Source organism: Rhodococcus kronopolitis (genome assembly GCF_042654025.1).
GTDB classification, from domain to species: Bacteria; Actinomycetota; Actinomycetes; order Mycobacteriales; family Mycobacteriaceae; genus Rhodococcus_G; species Rhodococcus_G kronopolitis.
In genome coordinates, this window is the sequence record NZ_JBHSFO010000010.1 from 57259 (window position 1) to 75166 (window position 17908).

General features: G+C 70.5%; 19 protein-coding genes. 4 read left to right on the forward strand and 15 right to left on the reverse strand.

What is annotated here, in order from left to right:
* Positions 1–14 precede the first annotated feature (14 nt).
* From ACFO6S_RS16545 to ACFO6S_RS16560, 4 genes are all read right to left on the reverse strand, one after another.
* Positions 15–854, reverse strand: coding sequence for an ABC transporter permease (locus ACFO6S_RS16545; RefSeq protein WP_378418822.1), 840 nt, complete (start codon positions 852–854; stop codon positions 15–17).
* The gene (locus tag ACFO6S_RS16550; RefSeq protein ID WP_378418823.1) at positions 851–1651 is read right to left on the reverse strand and encodes an ABC transporter ATP-binding protein; all 801 of its coding nucleotides are present in this window, start codon (positions 1649–1651) and stop codon (positions 851–853) included. The genes ACFO6S_RS16545 and ACFO6S_RS16550 overlap by 4 nt, the downstream gene beginning before the upstream one ends.
* 51 nt (positions 1652–1702) lie before the next feature.
* Positions 1703–2542: a DUF4097 family beta strand repeat-containing protein gene (locus ACFO6S_RS16555; protein WP_378418825.1), complete on the reverse strand. Its 840-nt coding sequence runs from the start codon at positions 2540–2542 to the stop codon at positions 1703–1705.
* Between the two features lie 137 nt (positions 2543–2679).
* The gene (locus ACFO6S_RS16560; RefSeq protein ID WP_378418826.1) at positions 2680–3192 is read right to left on the reverse strand and encodes a toxin-antitoxin system HicB family antitoxin; all 513 of its coding nucleotides are present in this window, start codon (positions 3190–3192) and stop codon (positions 2680–2682) included.
* A 287-nt stretch (positions 3193–3479) separates the two neighbouring features.
* Between ACFO6S_RS16560 and ACFO6S_RS16565 the strand changes: the two genes are divergently transcribed.
* Together ACFO6S_RS16565 and ACFO6S_RS16570 are read left to right on the forward strand one after the other, a co-directional pair.
* A complete protein-coding gene (locus tag ACFO6S_RS16565) occupies positions 3480–4568 on the forward strand; it encodes a DNA polymerase III subunit beta family protein (protein WP_378418827.1) in 1089 nt (362 codons plus the stop codon).
* Positions 4565–5071 carry a hypothetical protein gene (locus ACFO6S_RS16570; protein ID WP_378418828.1) on the forward strand — a complete coding sequence of 169 codons (507 nt, stop codon included), beginning with the start codon at positions 4565–4567 and terminating at the stop codon, positions 5069–5071. The genes ACFO6S_RS16565 and ACFO6S_RS16570 overlap by 4 nt, the downstream gene beginning before the upstream one ends.
* 4 nt (positions 5072–5075) lie before the next feature.
* Here ACFO6S_RS16570 and ACFO6S_RS16575 read toward each other — a convergent pair whose 3' ends face one another.
* The 6 genes from ACFO6S_RS16575 to ACFO6S_RS16600 all read right to left on the reverse strand — a co-directional run bounded on the left by ACFO6S_RS16575 (position 5076) and on the right by ACFO6S_RS16600 (position 10121).
* Positions 5076–5237 carry a type II toxin-antitoxin system antitoxin gene (locus tag ACFO6S_RS16575; protein WP_169888380.1) on the reverse strand — a complete coding sequence of 54 codons (162 nt, stop codon included), beginning with the start codon at positions 5235–5237 and terminating at the stop codon, positions 5076–5078.
* 15 nt (positions 5238–5252) lie between these two features.
* Entirely contained in the window at positions 5253–6101 is an 849-nt protein-coding gene (locus ACFO6S_RS16580) for an SPFH domain-containing protein (protein WP_378418829.1), read from the reverse strand.
* A 157-nt stretch (positions 6102–6258) separates the two neighbouring features.
* On the reverse strand, positions 6259–7020 hold the full coding sequence (locus tag ACFO6S_RS16585) for an amino acid ABC transporter ATP-binding protein (RefSeq protein ID WP_378418830.1): 762 nt from the start codon (positions 7018–7020) through the stop codon (positions 6259–6261).
* On the reverse strand, positions 7017–8006 hold the full coding sequence (locus ACFO6S_RS16590) for an amino acid ABC transporter permease (protein ID WP_378418832.1): 990 nt from the start codon (positions 8004–8006) through the stop codon (positions 7017–7019). Before ACFO6S_RS16590 ends, ACFO6S_RS16585 begins: the two co-directional genes overlap by 4 nt.
* Before the next feature lie 12 nt (positions 8007–8018).
* On the reverse strand, positions 8019–8864 hold the full coding sequence (locus tag ACFO6S_RS16595; RefSeq protein ID WP_378418834.1) for an ABC transporter substrate-binding protein: 846 nt from the start codon (positions 8862–8864) through the stop codon (positions 8019–8021).
* A 147-nt stretch (positions 8865–9011) separates the two neighbouring features.
* A complete protein-coding gene (locus ACFO6S_RS16600; RefSeq protein WP_378418835.1) occupies positions 9012–10121 on the reverse strand; it encodes an isocitrate/isopropylmalate dehydrogenase family protein in 1110 nt (369 codons plus the stop codon).
* Here ACFO6S_RS16600 and ACFO6S_RS16605 point away from each other — a divergent pair.
* Together ACFO6S_RS16605 and trxA are read left to right on the forward strand one after the other, a co-directional pair.
* The gene (locus ACFO6S_RS16605) at positions 10120–10632 is read left to right on the forward strand and encodes a 2'-5' RNA ligase family protein (protein ID WP_378418836.1); all 513 of its coding nucleotides are present in this window, start codon (positions 10120–10122) and stop codon (positions 10630–10632) included. The genes ACFO6S_RS16600 and ACFO6S_RS16605 overlap by 2 nt on opposite strands.
* A 95-nt stretch (positions 10633–10727) precedes the next feature.
* Positions 10728–11087, forward strand: a complete 360-nt coding sequence (gene trxA, locus ACFO6S_RS16610) for a thioredoxin (protein WP_378418838.1) — start codon at positions 10728–10730, stop codon at positions 11085–11087.
* Positions 11088–11158: 71 nt separating this feature from the next.
* Here trxA and polA read toward each other — a convergent pair whose 3' ends face one another.
* From polA to ACFO6S_RS16635, 5 genes are read right to left on the reverse strand one after another with little or no spacing between them, the layout of a single operon-like run.
* On the reverse strand, positions 11159–13894 hold the full coding sequence (gene polA / locus ACFO6S_RS16615; protein ID WP_378418839.1) for a DNA polymerase I: 2736 nt from the start codon (positions 13892–13894) through the stop codon (positions 11159–11161).
* A gap of 56 nt (positions 13895–13950) precedes the next feature.
* Positions 13951–14685, reverse strand: coding sequence for an ABC transporter ATP-binding protein (locus ACFO6S_RS16620; RefSeq protein WP_378418841.1), 735 nt, complete (start codon positions 14683–14685; stop codon positions 13951–13953).
* Complete coding sequence (locus ACFO6S_RS16625) at positions 14672–15586, reverse strand: ABC transporter ATP-binding protein (RefSeq protein WP_378418995.1); 915 nt, start codon at positions 15584–15586, stop codon at positions 14672–14674. The genes ACFO6S_RS16620 and ACFO6S_RS16625 overlap by 14 nt, the downstream gene beginning before the upstream one ends.
* Before the next feature lie 44 nt (positions 15587–15630).
* Complete coding sequence (locus tag ACFO6S_RS16630) at positions 15631–16872, reverse strand: branched-chain amino acid ABC transporter permease (RefSeq protein WP_378418843.1); 1242 nt, start codon at positions 16870–16872, stop codon at positions 15631–15633.
* Entirely contained in the window at positions 16869–17906 is a 1038-nt protein-coding gene (locus tag ACFO6S_RS16635; RefSeq protein ID WP_378418845.1) for a branched-chain amino acid ABC transporter permease, read from the reverse strand. Before ACFO6S_RS16635 ends, ACFO6S_RS16630 begins: the two co-directional genes overlap by 4 nt.
* Between the last annotated feature and the right edge of the window lie 2 nt (positions 17907–17908).

Sequence of the window (17908 nt, forward strand, 5' to 3'; positions counted from 1 at the left end):
GTGCGACGCGCCGCTCAGAGGCGACGCTCGCGCCGGTAGAGCGAGCGTGCCCAGGCGTAGCCGGCAAGGCCGAGCGCCAGGCACCAGCCGACGGCCTGTGCCACCACCGCGACCTCGAGCCCCACACCACCGGCGAGCAGGCCGCGCACGGTCTCGATGATCGGCGTGAACGGCTGGTACTCCGCGAACCAGCGCACCGCGGTCGGCATGGTCTCCACCGGCACGAAGCCGCTGCCCAGGAACGGCAGGAGCAGCAGGATCATCGGCGTGTTGCTGGCCGTCTCCACGCTCCGCGCGTTCAGCCCCATGGCGACGCACAGCCAGCTGAGGGCGAGCCCCAGGAGCACGAACAGCCCCAGCAGTGCGAGCCAGTCGAGCGCTCCGGCGTCGGGACGGTAGCCCATCGCGAACGCCGCGGCGAGCACCAGGACGAGCGCTGCCAGCGACTGGAGCACGGTGCCGAGCACCTGCCCGGAGAGCACGGACCCCGGCGAGATCGCCATCGTCTTGAACCGCGCCATGATCCCGCTCGCGGCATCCATGGCGGCGCTGATGGCCACGGACTGTCCCGCGCCGACGACGGTGAGGATGAACAGGGTGGGCGTGATGTAGTCCAGGTACGCGGCCCGCCCGTCGGCCCCGGGTGCGACCCCGGGCATGACGCCTGCGCCGAGGGCACCGCCGAAGACGTAGACGAACAGCACGAGCATCACCAGCGGGCCTGCGACGAGGAACATGGTGAGCCCCGGGTAGCGCACCGCGCGCAGGAGGTTGCGGCGCAGCATGGTGACGACGTCGGCGACCGGGCTGGGGCCCGAAGTGGCGGTGAGCGGGGTGGCGGCGAGGGTGGTCATCGGACGATCTCCTGGTCCTGTGTCGGGTCGGTCTCCGCCTCGGCGGGCGGCTCGGTGAGCGCGAGGAAGACGTCGTCGAGCGAGCCGGTGTCGTGCGCGGCCTTGAGCTCGGCGGGCGTGCCCTCGGCGACGATCCGGCCGCCGGTCAGCACGGCGACCGAGTCGGCGAGCTTGTCGGCCTCCTCGAGGTACTGGGTGGTGAGCAGGATCGTGGTGCCACCCGCCACGAGCGCGCGGACCTCGTCCCACAGGGTGCGGCGGCTACGCGGGTCGAGACCGGTCGTCGGCTCGTCGAGGAACACCACGGACGGCGACCCGACGAGGGTCATCGCGAGGTCGAGCTTGCGCTTCATGCCGCCGGAGAAGGTCGCCACCGGCTTGCGCGCGGCGTCGGCGAGGTCGAAGCGCTCGAGCAGTTCGGCGACCCGGCGCCGCCCCTCGGCACGGCCGAGGTGATTGAGGTCGGCCATCAGCCGCAGGTTCTCGGTGGCGTTGAGCAGCTCGTCGACGGCGGTGATCTGGCCGGTCACGCCGATCGACGCGCGCACCGCGTCGGGCTCGCGCGCCACGTCGTGGCCGGCGACGCGAACCGTGCCTGCGTCGGCGGCGAGCAGGGTGGACATGACGCCGACGGCGGTGGTCTTGCCCGCTCCGTTGGGGCCGAGCAGCGCGGTCACCGTGCCGGCAGGCACGACCAGGTCGACGCCGTCGAGCACGATCTGCTCGCCGGCCTTCGACCGGTAGGACTTGCGCAGGCCGGCGACCTCGATCGCGGGACCGCGGACGGTGGTGGTCATGGGTTCTCCTTCGATTGCGGTGGGGTGCTGGTGACCGTGTTCGGATCCGGGTCAGGCCTGCGGACGTCGGACGACGACGTCGCCGTAGCTGGTGTTGGCGCGCACCTCGACGGTCCGGTCGGTCTCGTCGGGGCCCGCGGCGCCGCGCAGGAGGTTGCGGACCTTGCCGTGCTCCGCGGTGGCGTCGACCCAGGCGGCGGTGCCCTCGGGCACCCCGACCTCGAGCGCGCCGGTCGAGCTCTCGAGCTGGACCCGACCGCAGACGGCGTGCTCGACGCGGATGTTTCCGTGCGCGGACCGGGCGGTGGTGTCACCGAGCGAGCGGTCGATCGAGATGGGACCGTGGGCGCCGTTCACGCGCAGGATGCCGGTCGCCTCGCCGATCTCGGTGGGGCCGTTCGTGTTCTTGATGGTGGCGTCACCGCCGAGTTCGCGGATCCGCACGCCGCCTGCGGTGACGACGATCTCGGTGGAGCCGAGGGCGCGGCCCACGACGACGGAGCCCGCGCTGGCGCGGAGGTCGAGCCGGCCGGCCTCGTCGATCCGGATGTCGCCGGCGCGGCTGGTGAACGAGCAGGTGCCGAGCGCGCCCTGGACGAACAGCGGGCCCAGCGCGCTGCCCCGCAGGGCGGAGCCGGTCGGCAGCTCGATCGTGAGCTCGACGGAGGACTTGGTGAGGTACTTCCAACGGGTGCTCGTCTGCACGGTGAGGGTTCCGTCGTGGAATTCGACGCGGGTGTCCGCCGCGGCCTTGACGTCGCCGGACTTGCCCGGGTCGCCGGGGTGGACGGTGACCACGGTGTCGGCGCGATCGCTCGCGACGAGGTTGACGGCGCCGACGGCGATCTCGACGGAGACGGTGATCGGTTCGGGGGTCGCGAAAGTAGGCATGGTGAGTCCTCCGGGTCTGGTGCCTGCCACTGCGTGGCGGCGCGTGTGCCGCTACGCGCAGGGCGCGGGATTGCGGTTCTTGGCTGGGGTCGGTGCTGGAGTCGGCGCTGGGGTCGGTGCTGGGGTCGGTGCTGGGGTCAACGCACCCAGCCGGTCAGCCGACCGGCGGTGCTGGAGTTGCGCGCCGCCGCGCGAGACGGCGCGGCGGGCACGAGTGCGGCAGCGACGGCGCGCACGAGCCAGGTGTTGACGGACACGCCCTCGCGAGCCGCCGCCGCCTCGGCCTGGGACTTGAGCTGGTCGGGAAGACGCAGCGTGGTGCGCGAGGTACTGACGTCGTCGGGGTCGAGCGCCGTGGCTCGCGCCGGCTCGGCGGCCGCAGGCTCGGCGGCCTCGAACGCCGAGGCCGGGGCGGGGGTGACGACGAACTCCGGGTCGCGGCCCCGGAGACGCACGTCGACAGACCCCGGGGCGAGGTCGGCCGTGATCTCGTTCGCCGCGGTCGAGAGCGCGTCGAGGAGCACGAGCCGGACGGCGGCGTCGAGTGGGGCCGTCATGCGGTCGGCGAGTTCGCGTGCCTCGTCCCCGCCCGCGGCGGCTGCGGTGGCGAGCTGGTGCTGCAGCTCGTCGACGTATCTTGTCAGGTCCATGACACCACTATGACACCACTGCGATGCCATGGCAATGGGTTGCACAACATTTCTGGTGTCACAGTGGTGCCACTTTGGTGCTCCGCGACTGAAAGCACAGTTCACAGCGATTCGCGACCGTACGGAAGGGCGCGACAATGCGGCGCCGGGTGGCGTTCCGGATGACCGCTCGGGGCAGGAAGCGACCGCCGACAGCAACGGCGACACCATCGGCGACGCGCGGTCGGCGACGCGCGGTCGGCGACGTGGGTTGACCTTCAGGTAGGTCGAAGCCGAATGATGTCGGGGTGACGGATTTCGGGTTGATGTCGATCGGGTCGTTCGCGCGGCGCAGTGGCCTCACGGCGAGCGCGTTGCGCTTCTACGCCGACGCGGGACTGCTGCTGCCCACGGAGGTCGACCCGGTCTCCGGATACCGGTTCTACCGGGAAGACCAACTCGAGCGGGCCGTTCTGCTCCGGCGGCTGCGCGAGATCGGCATGCCGCTCCCGACGGCGAAGTCCGTCCTCGACGCCGGCCGTGACGAGTCAGTTCGCCTGGTCGACCAGCATGTCGACGCAGTGGCCAGCGGCGCCGCGGCCGCACGGCACCAGGCCGCCGTCATCAAGGCGGCGCTGACCGCGGAGCCCGCGGTGACGGTCGTTGCGCTGAGCGGTCCGGTGCTGGCCGCGGCGATCGAACAGGTCCTGTCCGCGACTACCGACGAACCGGACATCGCCGTTCTCGGCGGTGTCCGTTTCGAGGCCGATGCCGGATCGGTGTCGGTGACCGCCACCGATCGCTACCGGCTGTCCACCCGCACCCTGGTGACCGCCGATCCGACTCCTGCGACCTGGGCCGCGACGGTGAACGGCGACGATCTGCGCGGTTGCCTCGGCGACCTGCGGCGCGCACCTCTGGCTCGGATCGAGGCGTCCGAGCACGGGATGTGGATACGGCTGCCGGACCGGGACGACCGGCACTGCCGGCTGCTGCCCGAGCCGTTTCCCGACTACCGGTCGATGCTCGACGCGCTGCCTGCGGTCACGACTCGCGTCGAGGTCTCGAAGACACTGCTGCTGCGGGCCCTCGAGGAGCGACCGGCCGACCGGATCTCCATGCGCGTCACCGGCGCCGCGATCACGGTGCTGGGCGACCGCGCCGGACCGGACGCGGGCATCCGCCTGCCTGCCCGCGTGCACGGGCCCGCCATCGAGGTCTGGTTCGAGATGACCACGCTCTATCCCGCGATCAGCACCGCGATCGGCGCGGACGTGCTGCTCGATCTCAGGGGCCCCGCACAGCCCGCCACCATCCGCTCGGCCGACCACGGCGATCTCACCACCCTCGCCATGCCCACCAAGCCCCACCCGAACCCGACGGAGAACGACACATGACCGAACGCACCGACGCAGACCCGACGATGGACGCTATCGGCAGGGCCGTCACCACCGGTCGCGGCGGCGACCCGGCCGGGGCCCGCGCCCAACTGCTGGACCTGTGGGAGGCAATCGGAGTCGGTGGCGACCCCCTGCACCGCTGCACCCTCGCGCACTACCTCGCCGACCTCTGCAGCGATCCGGCACAGGCACTCGCCTGGGATGTCCGCGCGCTCGATGCCGCCGACGCCGTCACCGAGCAGCGCGTCCAAGAACATCACGCCGGCCTGCACATCGCCGGCTTCTATCCCTCACTGCACCTCAACCTCGCCGACAACTATCGCCGACTGGGATCCTTCGACGCTGCGCGCGAACACCTCGCCGCCGCCCGGGAGCGCTCGTCGGCGCTGCCTTCCGACGGGTACGGGGACCTCATCCGGGCGGCGATCGACGGGGTGACCACGGCCGTCGAGAATCGGGACACCGCGGTCCGGGACTCGGCCCCCGGCGCGACCGGGTGACCCGTCACCCCGAACCGCGCGGCGGCCGACCGGCCTCGTCCAACGCCCGGCGCAGCGCGTACTCCAGCTGGGCGTTCACGCTGCGCAGGTCGTCGGCGGCCCACTTCGCGATCGCGTCGTAGACGGCCGGGTCCAGCCGCAGCAGCACCTTCTTGCGTTCGGTCATCGGAGGTCCGGCGCCTCAGGAGTACAGCGTGCCGGTGTTGACCACCGGCTGCGTCGCCTTGTCGCCGCACAGCACCACCAGCAGGTTGGAGACCATCGCGGCCTTGCGTTCCTCGTCGAGTTCGACGACGCCCTGCTCGGAGAGCCTCTCCAGGGCCAGGCCGACCATGCCGACCGCGCCCTCGACAATCTGGGTGCGGGCGGCGACGACCTGCGCGGCCTGCTGACGGACCAGCATCGACTGGGCGATCTCCGGCGCGTACGCCAGGTGCGTGATCCGCGCTTCGACCACCTCGACGCCGGCCAGTTCGGTCCGCTCCCCCAGCTCGGCGGTCAGTTCGGCGGCCACCTCGCTGCCGTCACGCAGGCTGGTGCGACCGGCCTCGTGCGAGTCGTACGGATGGGTGGTGGCGAGGTGCCGCACCGCGGCCTCGGACTGGATCGCGACGTACTCCTCGTAGTCGTCCACCGCGAACGACGCCTTGCCGCTGTCGACGACCTTGTAGACCACCACGGCGGCGATCTCGACGGGGTTGCCGTCGGCGTCGTTGACCTTGAGCTTGGCGGTCTCGAAGTTGCGCACCCGCAACGTGATCCGCCGCTTGGTGGTCATCGGGAGCACCCACTGGAAGCCGTCCTGCGAGACCGAGCCGACGTAGCGGCCGAAGAACTGGACCACGCGGGCCTCGTTCGGGTTGATCACCGTGAACCCGGTGAGCCCGACGGCCACCAGCACCGCCACCACCACGCCGACCGCGATCCCGCCCACGCCGGCGGTCAGCGCGAGCGCCGCCCCCACCAGCGCCGCCACGACCAGCCCGAGCAGCACCCCGAACCCGTTCAGCCGAAATGCCTGACGTTCCATCGCATGCCCCCATACCTCGTTGATACCAAAGTGATATCACGACGATATCACCGAGGATCGAATGAACGGTCCGTTCATGCGATCAGATCGAATGAACGCTTCCGTTCATTCGGGGAACGAGGCGGGGAGGGTGGGGCGGGCGGGTGCGGGGACGCGCTCAGAGCAGGTTGGACAGGAACAGCTTGGTCCGGTCGTGCTGCGGGTTCGTCAGCAGCTCGCGGGGCTCCCCGGACTCGACGACCACGCCGCCGTCCATGAACACCAGCTGGTCGGCGACCTCGCGGGCGAAGCCCATCTCGTGAGTGACCACGACCATGGTCATGCCCTCCTTGGCGAGGTTCTGCATGACCGTGAGCACCTCACCGACCAGCTCCGGGTCCAGCGCCGAGGTGGGCTCGTCGAAGAGCATCAGCTTCGGGTCCATCGCCAGCGCGCGGGCGATCGCGACCCGCTGCTGCTGACCGCCCGAGAGCTGCGCCGGGTAGGCGTCGGCCTTCGCGCTCAGGCCCACCTGGTCGAGCAGGTCGCGGGCCCGGGCGACGGCGTCCTTCTTGCGCACCTTCTTCACCTGGGTGGGCGCCTCGATGATGTTCTCCAGCGCGGTCCGGTGCGGGAACAGGTTGAAGTGCTGGAACACCATGCCGATGTCGCGGCGCTGCCGGGCCGCGGCCCGCGGGTGCAGCTCGTAGAGCTTGCCGCCGCGCTCGGAGTACCCCACCAGGTCGCCGTCGACGTACAACCGTCCGGCGTTCACCTGCTCGAGGTGGTTGATGCAGCGCAGGAACGTGGACTTGCCGGACCCGGACGGTCCGACCAGGCACAGGACCTGGCCGCGCTCGACCTCCAGGGACACGCCCTTGAGCACCTGCAGTGCGCCGTAGCTCTTGCAGACCCGGTCCGCCTTCACCATCGCGGTCATTTGCGTTCGCCTCCGGGTGCGTCGGGCAGGGTGCCGGTGGACGGCTCGATCACGACGGGCTTGCCCTGCGCGTCGGCCAGGGCCTGCAGCTGCCGGGCGGTCAGGGTCCGCGAGACGCCCTTCGAGTAGTGCCGCTCGAGGTAGTACTGCCCGACCATCAGCACGCTGGTGATGGCCAGGTACCAGGTCGCGGCGACCAGCAGCAGCGGAATCGGCTGGAAGTTGGCGCCCGAGATGTCGTTCTGGCGGCCGAAGAGCTCGAGACTGAAGGGGATAGCGGACACCAGCGAGGTGGTCTTGAGCATGCTGATCAGCTCGTTGCCGGTCGGCGGGATGATCACCCGCATCGCCTGCGGCAGCACGGTCCGGCGCATGGTCTGCGACCAGGTCATACCCAGCGCGGTCGAGGCCTCGGTCTGCCCCTCGTTGACCGAGCTGACGCCCGCCCGGACGATCTCCGCCATGTACGCGGCCTCGTTGAGCCCGAGCCCGATGATCGCGAACAGGAACGCGGCCTCGATGTTCTGCAGGTCGATGTGCACGAACTGGTGCACGAACGGGATCCCCAGGTCCAGCGACTTGTATATCGACGGGAACAGCCCCCAGAACACCAGCTGCACGTACACCGGGGTGCCGCGGAAGACCCACAGGTATCCCCAGGCGGTGGTGCGCAGCACCGGGTTCGGCGAGAGCCGCATGACCGCGAGGATCACCCCGAGAACCACCGCGAGGGCCATCGCCAGCACCGTCAACTGGATCGTCACCCACGCCGCCTCGGCGATCCGGGTGTCGAACAGGTAGCGCCCGTACACGTCCCAGCCGAAGGCGTCGTTGGTCGCCGCCCCGTAGACGAACAGACCGAACAGCACGAGGATGACCGCGGCGGCGATCCACCGTCCGGGCCGCCGCAGCGGCACCGCCTCGATCGGCAGCGGCTCCCCCGCGTCGGCGCCGGCCGACGCGGCGCTGGTGTGGTTCTCTGACATCGTCTCGCCCCTCTACCCGGCTGCGCCGTTGATCTGTGACGTGGTGATCGCCCCGGCCCCGGCGCCCCAGTTGTCGACAATCTGCTGGTAGACACCGGTGTCGATCAGGTGCTGCAGCGCCTGCTGCAGCGCAGGCGCCAACGCCGAGCCCTTCGTGACCGGCCACCCGTACGGGGCCGAGTCGAAGAGCTCGCCTGCCGGCTCGAGCCGGCCCTTGCTGCGCTTGATCGCGTAAGCGGCCACGGGCGAGTCCGCGGACAGCGCGTCCACCCGCCCGAGGATCAGCGCGTTCGCGACGGCGTCCTGGCTGTCGTACTTGACCTTCTTGATCGGCGGTCGGCCCGCGGCGACACAGGCCTCGCTCTTGGCGGGCACCTCGTCGATGTCCTCGGTGGTGGTCGTCTGCACACCGACCCGCAGCCCGCAGGCATCGTTCGGGTCGATCGAGTCCCCCGCCCGCTGCGCCCACTGGATGCCGGCCCGGTAGTAGGTGACGAAGTCCACCGTCTTCTCGCGTTCGACGGAGTCGGTGAACGAGGACGCCCCCGTGTTGTAGGTGCCGGCCTGGATCGCGGGGATGATCTTCGCGAAGTCGGACTCCTTGAAGTCGGCGGTCAACCCGAGCACCGACGCGACGGCCGTCATCAGGTCGATGTCGAAGCCGACCATCTTCCCGGACTCGTCCTTGAACTCGTTGGGCGCGTAGGGGACGTTGACACCGATCACCAGCCGGCCGGTCGACGCGATCTCGGGCGGCACCAGCGCGGCAATCTCCTCGACCCGGTCCACCTTCACCTGCTCGGCGGGGACCAGTCCCTCGTTGTTGGTGACGCATCCGGTCGCCACGGACCCGATCACCAAGGCCGCGAGAACCGTCCCGAAAACTCTGGCCCGTCGCAGCCGACGCGGGCTCCGAGACTGCTGCACCCGTCTTGACCACACCAGCAGAAGACTACTGGTTAACCTTCGGTTCACCCGAATCCTCGGGCCGCCGTCACGCCCGCGTCAGCGTCGCAGGATCCGCGCGCCCACCGTCTCGGTGAACTCGGCGGTCGAGGCCAGCCCGCCGAGGTCCGCGGTGGCCACGCCCGCGGCGAGGGTGCCGGTGACACCGAGGCGGATCCGGTCGGCGGCCAGCCCGAGGACGGCGTCGGTTCGCCGCTCCGACATCCAGTCGAGCAGCATCGCGGCGGAGAGCATCAGCGCGGTCGGGTTGGCCCGGTTGCGCCCGGCGATGTCCGGGGCCGCGCCGTGGGCGGCCTGGGCCATCGCCCTGGTCTCCGACGAGTTCAGCGAGGCGGCCAGTCCGAGCGACCCGGCCAGCTCGCCCGACAGGTCGGAGAGGATGTCGCCGAACATGTTCTCGGTCACCACGACGTCGAAGTCGGCGCCGCGGCGCACCAGGTGCGCGGCCATCGCGTCGACGTGCTCGGTGCGGATCTCGACGTCCGGGTACTGCGCGCCGACCTCCACGCACACGTCGCGGAACAACCCCGTCGTCAGCGAGAGCACGTTCGCCTTGTGCACCACCGTCACCCGGCGGCGCCGGCCCTGCGCCAGCCTGAAGGCCGTGTGCGCGATGCGTTCGCAGGCCCGCCGGGTGACGACCCCGACGGCCATCGCGACGTCGGGCGTCGGCATGAACTCACCGCTGCCGGTGAACATGTTGCGGTCCGCGTAGAAGCCCTCGGTGTTCTCCCGCACGATCACCAGGTCCATCTCCGGCGCGGTCGCGTACACCCCGGCGAACGCCTTCGCCGGGCGGATGTTCGCGAACAGGTCGAAGCGCTTGCGGATGGTTCCGCCGGGGGTGAGCCGCCCGCGGAACTGCGCCGGGTAGCCGGCGCTGTCGTGCGGGCCGAGCACCCAGGCGTCGAGGCCGTCGAGCGCGTCGAGGGTCGAGGCGGGCAGGGGGTCACCGTGCTCGGCGATCGCGTCGTAGCCCACCGGCAGCTCCACCCACTGCACCTCGGGCGCCCCGACCGCGGACATCGCGGCGTCGACGGTGCGTTGCGCGGCGGGCACGATCTCGTGGCCGATCCCGTCACCGACCAGCAGCCCGATCCGGGGAGTCGTTGCGTCGACAGGGTTCACCCGACCATCATTACTCACCATGGTGCAGTCCGTGGAGTTGTTGCTGGACCCCGAGCTCGATGCCGCGGTCCGACGGCAGTGGGCCCGGCTGTCCGCGGCCGCCCTGCCCAGCCAGGACGTGGTGCGCAAGTCCACCAACCGCCCGCACGTCACCCTGGCCGTCGCGCGGCACCTCGACCCCGAGACGGACCTGCTCCTGCAGCAGGGGCTGGTGGCCCCGAACCTGCGAATCACGCTCGGCGGGCTGGTGGTGTTCGGCGGCCAGCGAAAAACCCTGGCCTACCTGGTGATTCCCACCGCCGGCCTGCTTGCGTTGCAGCGAACCGTGTTTCGGCTGCTGCACACCAGCCCCGGCATCCCGTCGCACACCCATCCCGGGGAATGGACCCCGCACGTGACCCTCGCCCGGCGGGTGTTCCCCGACGAGGTGGGTCCGGCGATCAATGCCCTCGCGCCGAAGGAGTTCAGCGGCACGGTCGACGGGATCCGGCGCTGGGACGGCGACGCGAAGCGGGAGTGGCGCATAGCCTAAGGAAGAATCGAGCCGGTCGAGGCGTTGAACCGACTCGACACGCCACAGTGCGCGAGACGAATCGGTGCTCGGCACGCAACAGCGAAAGGCAATCGATGTCCACGCAGACCCTGACCCAGCAGAACTTCGACGAGATCGTCGGCGGGAACGACATCGTCCTCGTCGACTTCTGGGCCGCGTGGTGCGGACCCTGCCGCGCCTTCGCCCCCACCTTCGACGCCTCGGCCGAGAAGCACCCCGACGTGGTCCACGCCAAGGTCGACACCGAGGCGGAGCAGGGCCTCGCGGCCGCCGCCAACATCCGGTCGATCCCGACGATCATGGCCTTCCGCGAGGGCATCCTGGTCTTTTCGCAGCCCGGCGCGCTGCCCCCGGCCGGCCTCGAGGACCTGGTCACCCAGCTCAAGGAGCTGGACATGGACAAGGTCCGCGAGCAGGCCGCCGCACAGCAGTAGTCCCCGACTCGGCCGAGAGGTCCCGCCGCACCCGCGGCGGGACCTCTCGGCCGTTTCGTCGTCGGTCCGCGTCAGTGCGCGGCGGCGTCCCAGCTGCGTCCGGTTCCGACGGAGACCTCGAGCGGCACGGACAGCTCGATCGCGCCGGCCATCTTCTCCCGCACCAGCGCCTCGACGGCCTCGCGCTCGTCGGCGACCACCTCGAGCACCAGCTCGTCGTGCACCTGCAGCAGCATCCGCGAGCGCAGGCCCGACGCGGCCAGCGCCGCCTGCACGTCGATCATCGCGACCTTGATGATGTCCGCGGCGGTGCCCTGGATCGGCGCGTTCAGGGCGGCCCGCTCCGCCACCTCGCGGCGCTGACGGTTGTCGCTGTTGAGGTCCGGCAGGTACCGGCGCCTGCCGTAGAGGGTGGAGGTGTAGCCGTCCTTGCGGGCCTGCTCGACCACCTCGTGCAGGTAGTCCCGAACCCCGCCGAACCGGGCGAAGTAGGCGTCCATCTGCCCCTTCGCCTCCTCGGTGGAGATCTTCAGCTGCGAGGCGAGGCCGTACGCACTCAGCCCGTAGGCCAGCCCGTAGGACATCGCCTTGACCCGGCGCCGCAGCTCGGCGGTGACCTCCTCGATCGGCACCCCGAAGGCCCGGGACCCCACGAAGCTGTGCAGGTCCTCGCCGGTGTTGAACGCCTCGATCAGGCCCTCGTCGCGGGAGAGGTGCGCCATGATCCGCATCTCGATCTGGCTGTAGTCGGCAGTGAGCAGGTAGTCGTAGCCGGCGCCGACGACGAAGCCGTCCCGGATCTGCCTGCCGGCGTCGGTGCGGACCGGGATGTTCTGCAGGTTCGGCTCGGTCGAGGAGAGCCGACCGGTCGCGGCCACGGTCTGGTTGAACGTTGTGTGGATCCGTTCGTCCTCGGCGACCGCCTTGAGCAGTCCGTCGACGGTCACCTTGAGGCGGGTGGCGTCCCGGTGCGCGAGCAGGTGCTCGAGGAACGGGTGCCCGGTCTTCTCGAACAGGCCCTGCAGGGCGTCCGCGTCGGTGGTGTAGCCGGTCTTGGTCTTCTTGGTCTTGGGCATGCCCAGGTCCTCGAAGAGCACCACCTGCAGCTGCTTCGGGGAGCCGAGGTTGATCTGCTTGTCGATCACCGCGTACGCCGCGTTGGCCGCCTCGCTGATCGCGTCGGCGAAGCGGGACTGCAGGTCGGTCAGGTGCGCGATGTCCACGGCGATGCCGGTGGACTCGACGGTGGCCAGCACCCCGAGCAGCGGCAGTTCCATCTCCGAGAGCAGCCGGGTGGACTCGATGGCCTCGAGCTCGCCGTCGAGCGCCGCTGCCAGGTCCAGCACCGCCCGGGCCCGCAGGATCTCGCCCTCGGCGGCGGCCGCGTCGGCCTGGTCCTCGGTGTCGAGCAACGACAGCTGGCCCTGCTCGGACTCCTCGGCCCGCAGCTCCCGCTTGAGGTAGCGCAGCGACAGGTCGTCGAGGTTGAAGGTGCGCTGGCCGGGCCGGACCAGGTACGCCGCGAGTGCGGTGTCGCTGGTGAGCCCGCCGAGCTCCCAGCCGCGTCCGTGCAGGGCGTGCAGCGCCGACTTGGCCTCGTGCAACGCCTTCGGCGCGGCCGGGTCGGCCAGCCAGTCGCCGAGCGCCCGCTCGTCCTCGGGGGTGGCGGTGGCCGCGAGGACGTAGGCGCCCTCCCCGTCCGCGGACGCGATGGTCACGGCGGTGACGTCGCCGCCGTACGGGCTGCCGTTGCCGACAACCGACAGGCCGCAGCGCTGCCCGTCGCGGACGTGCGCGGCGAGCCAGTCCGCGACCTCACCGGGGGCGAGCGCGCCGCCGCGCACCTCGAAGCCCTCCTCCGCCTCGGGCTCGGCGGAGGACAGCGTGTCGAACAGCCGGTCCCGCAGCACCCGGAACTCGAGGTCGTCGAAGAGCATGTGGATCCGGTCGCGGTCCCACGGCGCCAGGATCAGCTGGTCCGGCGTGTACGGCAGCGGCACGTCGCGCACCATCTCGGTGAGCTGGCGGTTGAGCACCACCGCCGACAGGTTCGCGCGCAACGAGTCGCCGACCTTGCCGCGGACCTCGTCGACGCGGTCGACGAGCCCGTCCAGCGAGCCGTACTCGCGGATCCACTTGGCGGCGGTCTTCTCCCCCACCCCGGGGATGCCCGGCAGGTTGTCGCTCGGGTCGCCGCGCAGCGCCGCGTAGTCCGGGTACTGACGCGGGGTGAGGCCGTACTTGGCCTCGACCTCCTCCGGCGTGAACCGGGTGAGCTCGGAGACACCCTTCTTGGGGTAGAGCACGGTCACGTCCGGGGTGACCAGCTGCAGGGCGTCGCGGTCGCCGGTGCACACCAGCACCCGGTAGCCGAGCGCGGTCGCCTGGGTGGTGAGCGTGGCGATGATGTCGTCGGCCTCGAAGCCGGCCTCGGCCATCACCGGGATGCCCATCGCGCCGAGCACGTCCTTGGTGATCTCCACCTGCCCCTTGAACTCGTCCGGGGTCTTGGCGCGGTTCGCCTTGTACTCGGGGAAGGCCTCCGCCCGGAAGGTCTGCCGGGAGACGTCGAACGCCGCCGCCACGTGGGTGGGCTGCTCGTCGCGCAGCAGGTTGATCAGCATCGAGGTGAAGCCGTACACCGCGTTGGTGGTCTGGCCGCTGTGGGTCTTGAAGTTCTCCGCGGGCAGCGCGAAGAACGCCCGGTAGGCCAGGGAGTGCCCGTCGAGCAGCAGCAGCGTCGGCTGCGGGCCCGCGGTGTCGCCGTCGGTTCGGGTGGTGGACCGTTCATCGGTTGCTGGGCTCACCGCAGTGAGTCTAGGGAGCGACACCGACACCGCGGAACCAACCTGGCCGACGGCGGTCAGCCGACCCCCAGGTAGGCGTGTTTGACGGCCGGGTCGGCCAGCAGGTCCCGGCCGGTGCCCGTCCTGGTGATCTCGCCGGTCTCGAGGATGTACGCCCGGTCGGTGCGGGCCAGGGCCTGCTGCGCGTTCTGCTCGACCAGCAGGATGGTGGTGCCCTGGGCGTTGATCTCGGAGATGATCCGGAAGATCTGCTGGATCACCATCGGGGCCAGTCCCATCGACGGCTCGTCGAGCATCAGCAGGCGCGGCCGCGACATCAGCGCCCGGCCGATCGCCAGCATCTGCTGCTCGCCGCCGGACATGGTGCCGCCGAGCTGGGTGCGGCGCTCGAGCAGCCGCGGGAACAGGCCGAACACCCACTCGAGCCGCTCGGCGTAGGCCGCCTTGTTCTCGAACTTGCGCGCGTAGCAGCCCATGTCGAGGTTCTCCTGGACGCTCATCCCCGGGAATACCCCGCGCCCCTCCGGCGCCTGCACCACACCGAGCCGGACCCGGTCGTGCGCCTTGACAGCGGTGAGGTCCCGGCCGTCGAAGACGATCCGTCCGGCGGTGAGCGGCAGCAGCCCGGACAGCGCCCGCATGGTGGTGGACTTGCCCGCGCCGTTGGCGCCGAGCAGGGTCACCAGTTCGCCGGGTCGCACGCTCAGCGAGATCCCGTGCAGGGCGCGGATCCGGCCGTACTGGACCACCATGTCGGTGACCTCGAGCAGGGGCGCGTCAGGCTGTGGCATCGTCGGGTACCCCCAGGTAGGCGGCGATCACGGCGGGGTTGACGCGGATCGCGGCGGGCAGGTCGTCGGCGATTTTGCGGCCGAACTCGAGCACCACGATCCGGTCGGTCACCCCCATCACCAGACGCATGTCGTGCTCGATCAGCAGCACCGTGAAGCCGTCGTCGCGGATCTTGCGGATCAGGTCCATCAGCGCGGCCTTCTCGCTGGGGTTGAAGCCGGCGGCCGGCTCGTCCAGGCACAGCAGCTTCGGTTCGGTCGCCAGCGCGCGGGCGATCTCCAGCCGCCGCTGGTCGCCGTAGGAGAGGTTGCGGGCCTTCTCCACCGCGCGCGGCGCGATCCCGACGAACTCGAGCAGCGCCATCCCCCGTTCGACGGCGTCGCGTTCCTCGCGCCGGTGCCGGGCGGTGCGGAAGATCGCGCCCGGCACCGAGGTCCGGTGCCGGGCGTCGGTGCCGACCACGACGTTCTCGAGCGCCGTCATCTCCCCGAACAGCCGGATGTTCTGGAAGGTCCGCGCGATGCCGAGCCGGGTGATCTCGTTGCGCTTGGTCTTCCCCAGCGGGGTGCCGTCGAAGGTCACCGACCCCGACGACGGCGTGTAGACGCCGGTGATCGCGTTGAAGCAGGTGGTCTTGCCTGCGCCGTTGGGCCCGATCAGCCCGAGGATCTCGCCGCGACGGATCTCGAGGGACACCGCGTCGAGCGCGACCAGCCCGCCGAACCGGACGGAGAGCTCGTCGGTGCGCAGCAGCACCTCGCCCTCGCCGGTCTCGATGTCGCGTTGCGGCGCCACCACTTCGGCGACCGCGTCCGGGTCCGCGAGGGCCGGGTCGATCGCGGACACGTCGACCACGCCCGCGGTGGGGACGTCGATCTCCGGCCCGAGGTCGGCGGCCATGTCCTCGTTGTCGAACATCGCGCCACCGGGACCCGGCCCGGCGGTCACCGCCCGCCTCCCGCCGTCGTGGTGGGTGCCGCGGTGTCCGGCCGACGCACCGCGCGGTAGACCTGCCTGCCGTAGGTCAGCAGCTTCTGCCGGGCCGGGAACAGCCCCTGCGGCCGGAAGATCATCAGCACCACCAGGGCCAGCCCGAAGAAGAGGTACTTGTAGTCGCCGAGGGACTGGCCGCCGACCTCGATCGACATCGCCCGGTTGGGCAGGTACACGATGATGAAGGCCCCGACGATGACGCCGAGCTTGTTGCCCTGCCCGCCGATCACCACCGCGCACAGGAACAGCATCGAGTTGATGACGTTGAACCCGGTCGGGTTGATGAACTGCACCTGGCCCGCATAGAGCGCGCCGGACAGTCCGCCGATGGACGCGCCGATCACGAAGGCCCACAGCTTGAACTTGAAGGTGGGCACCCCCATGATCTCGGCGGCGTCCTCGTCCTCGCGGATCGCCACCCAGGCCCGGCCGACGCGGCTGCGTTCGAGGTTCCCGACGATCAGCAGCACCCCGATCACCAGGACCATGCCGACCCAGTACCACCAGACGCCGGAGTTGACGTCGCCGCCGGAGTTGCCCGCGGAGAAGACGCCGAACGGCTTGTCCTCGGACACCCCGATCCGCGGGTAGGCGATCTCCGCCAGACCCTGGCCGCCGTTGGTGACGTCGGTGAGGTTGTCCGCGAGCAGTCGGACGATCTCGCCGAAACCGAGGGTGACGATGGCCAGGTAGTCCCCGCGCAGTCGGAGCGTCGGGGTGCCGAGTATCAGCCCGGTCAGCGCGGTGATTGCCACCGCGATCGGCAGGCAGGACAGCCACGCCCAGTCCGTCGAGAAGAAGCCGCCCTCGGTCATCTTGTTCCACGGACTGTTCGGGCTGGTGAGCAGCGCGACGGTGTAGGCGCCGACGGCGTAGAAGCCGACGTAGCCGAGGTCGAGCAGGCCGGCCTGACCGACCACCACGTTGAGTCCGACCGCGATCAGCGCGTACATCGCGAACTGCGCCATCACGCCACCGAAGTCGGTGCCCGGGGTGTCCAGCAGCGGCGGCCGCCACACCGGCAGCATCGCGATCACCAGGATCAGCGGCACCCCCACGGCCCACTGCATCGGTCGGGCCAGCCCGTTCCACCAGCCGCGGATGGCGTCGCCGACGCCGCGACGCGGCGGGCCGGGATCCGGCGCGTCGCCGTCCGAGTCCGGACGCGGGACGGTCGTGTCCACCGTGCTCATACCCGCGCCCTCCCCAGGGACTCGCCGAGGATGCCGGTGGGCCGGAACATCAGCACCGCCACCAGCAGTACGAACGCGACCACGTCGCGCCACTCGCTGCCGAACACCACCTGGCCGTAGTTCTCCATCACCCCGAGCGCCAGCCCGCCGAGCAGGGCGCCGCGGAGGTTGCCGATGCCACCGAGCACCGCGGCCGCAAATGCCTTGATGCCCAGGATGAATCCGCCGTTGTAGATGATCCCCGACGGAATCTTCAGCGTGTAGAGCAGCGCCGCGGCGCCGGCCAGGATGCCGCCGAGCAGGAAGGTCAGCATGATGACCCGTTCCCGCGAGATGCCCATCAGCGTCGCGGTGTCCGGGTCCTGCGCGACCGCGCGGATGCCGAGCCCGAACCGGCTGCGGTTGACGATCATGTCCGTGAGCAGGGTCAGCGCCAGCGCGGCGACGACGATCACGATCGTCACGTTCGTCACCGAGGCGCCGCCGATGCTGAACACCTCGACCGGCTGGACCAGCTTGATCGGCTGCTGCGCGTTGGTGCCGCCGAGCCCGGGCCAGATCTTCGGCAGCACGTAGTGCACGAATTCCTGTAGCACGAAAGACATTCCGATCGCGGTGATCAGGAAGACCAGCGGCTTGGCCCCGCGCCGACGCAGCGGCCGGTACGCGACCCGTTCGAGGCCGACGGCCGCGGCCCCGGAGACGGCCATGCCGAACAGCATGGCCAGCCCCAGGAACACGACCGTCGCGACGACGCCCTCGTTGTACGCATTGCCGCTGGGGGTGAACCCCATCAGCTCCAGCGCCACGTACTGACCGAACATGCCGAGCATGAAGATCTCGGAGTGCGCGAAGTTGATCAGCCGCAGCACGCCGTAGACCAGCGTGTACCCGATCGCCACCAGGGCGTAGATGGCCCCGTAGCTCAGCCCGTCGACGGTGAGCTGCCAGAAGCTGCGGGTCAGGCCCTCGATGTTGAAGTCGACGTTGCCGGCGTACGCGGTCGCCGAGTCGGCGAGGGCAATGGCGAGCATCT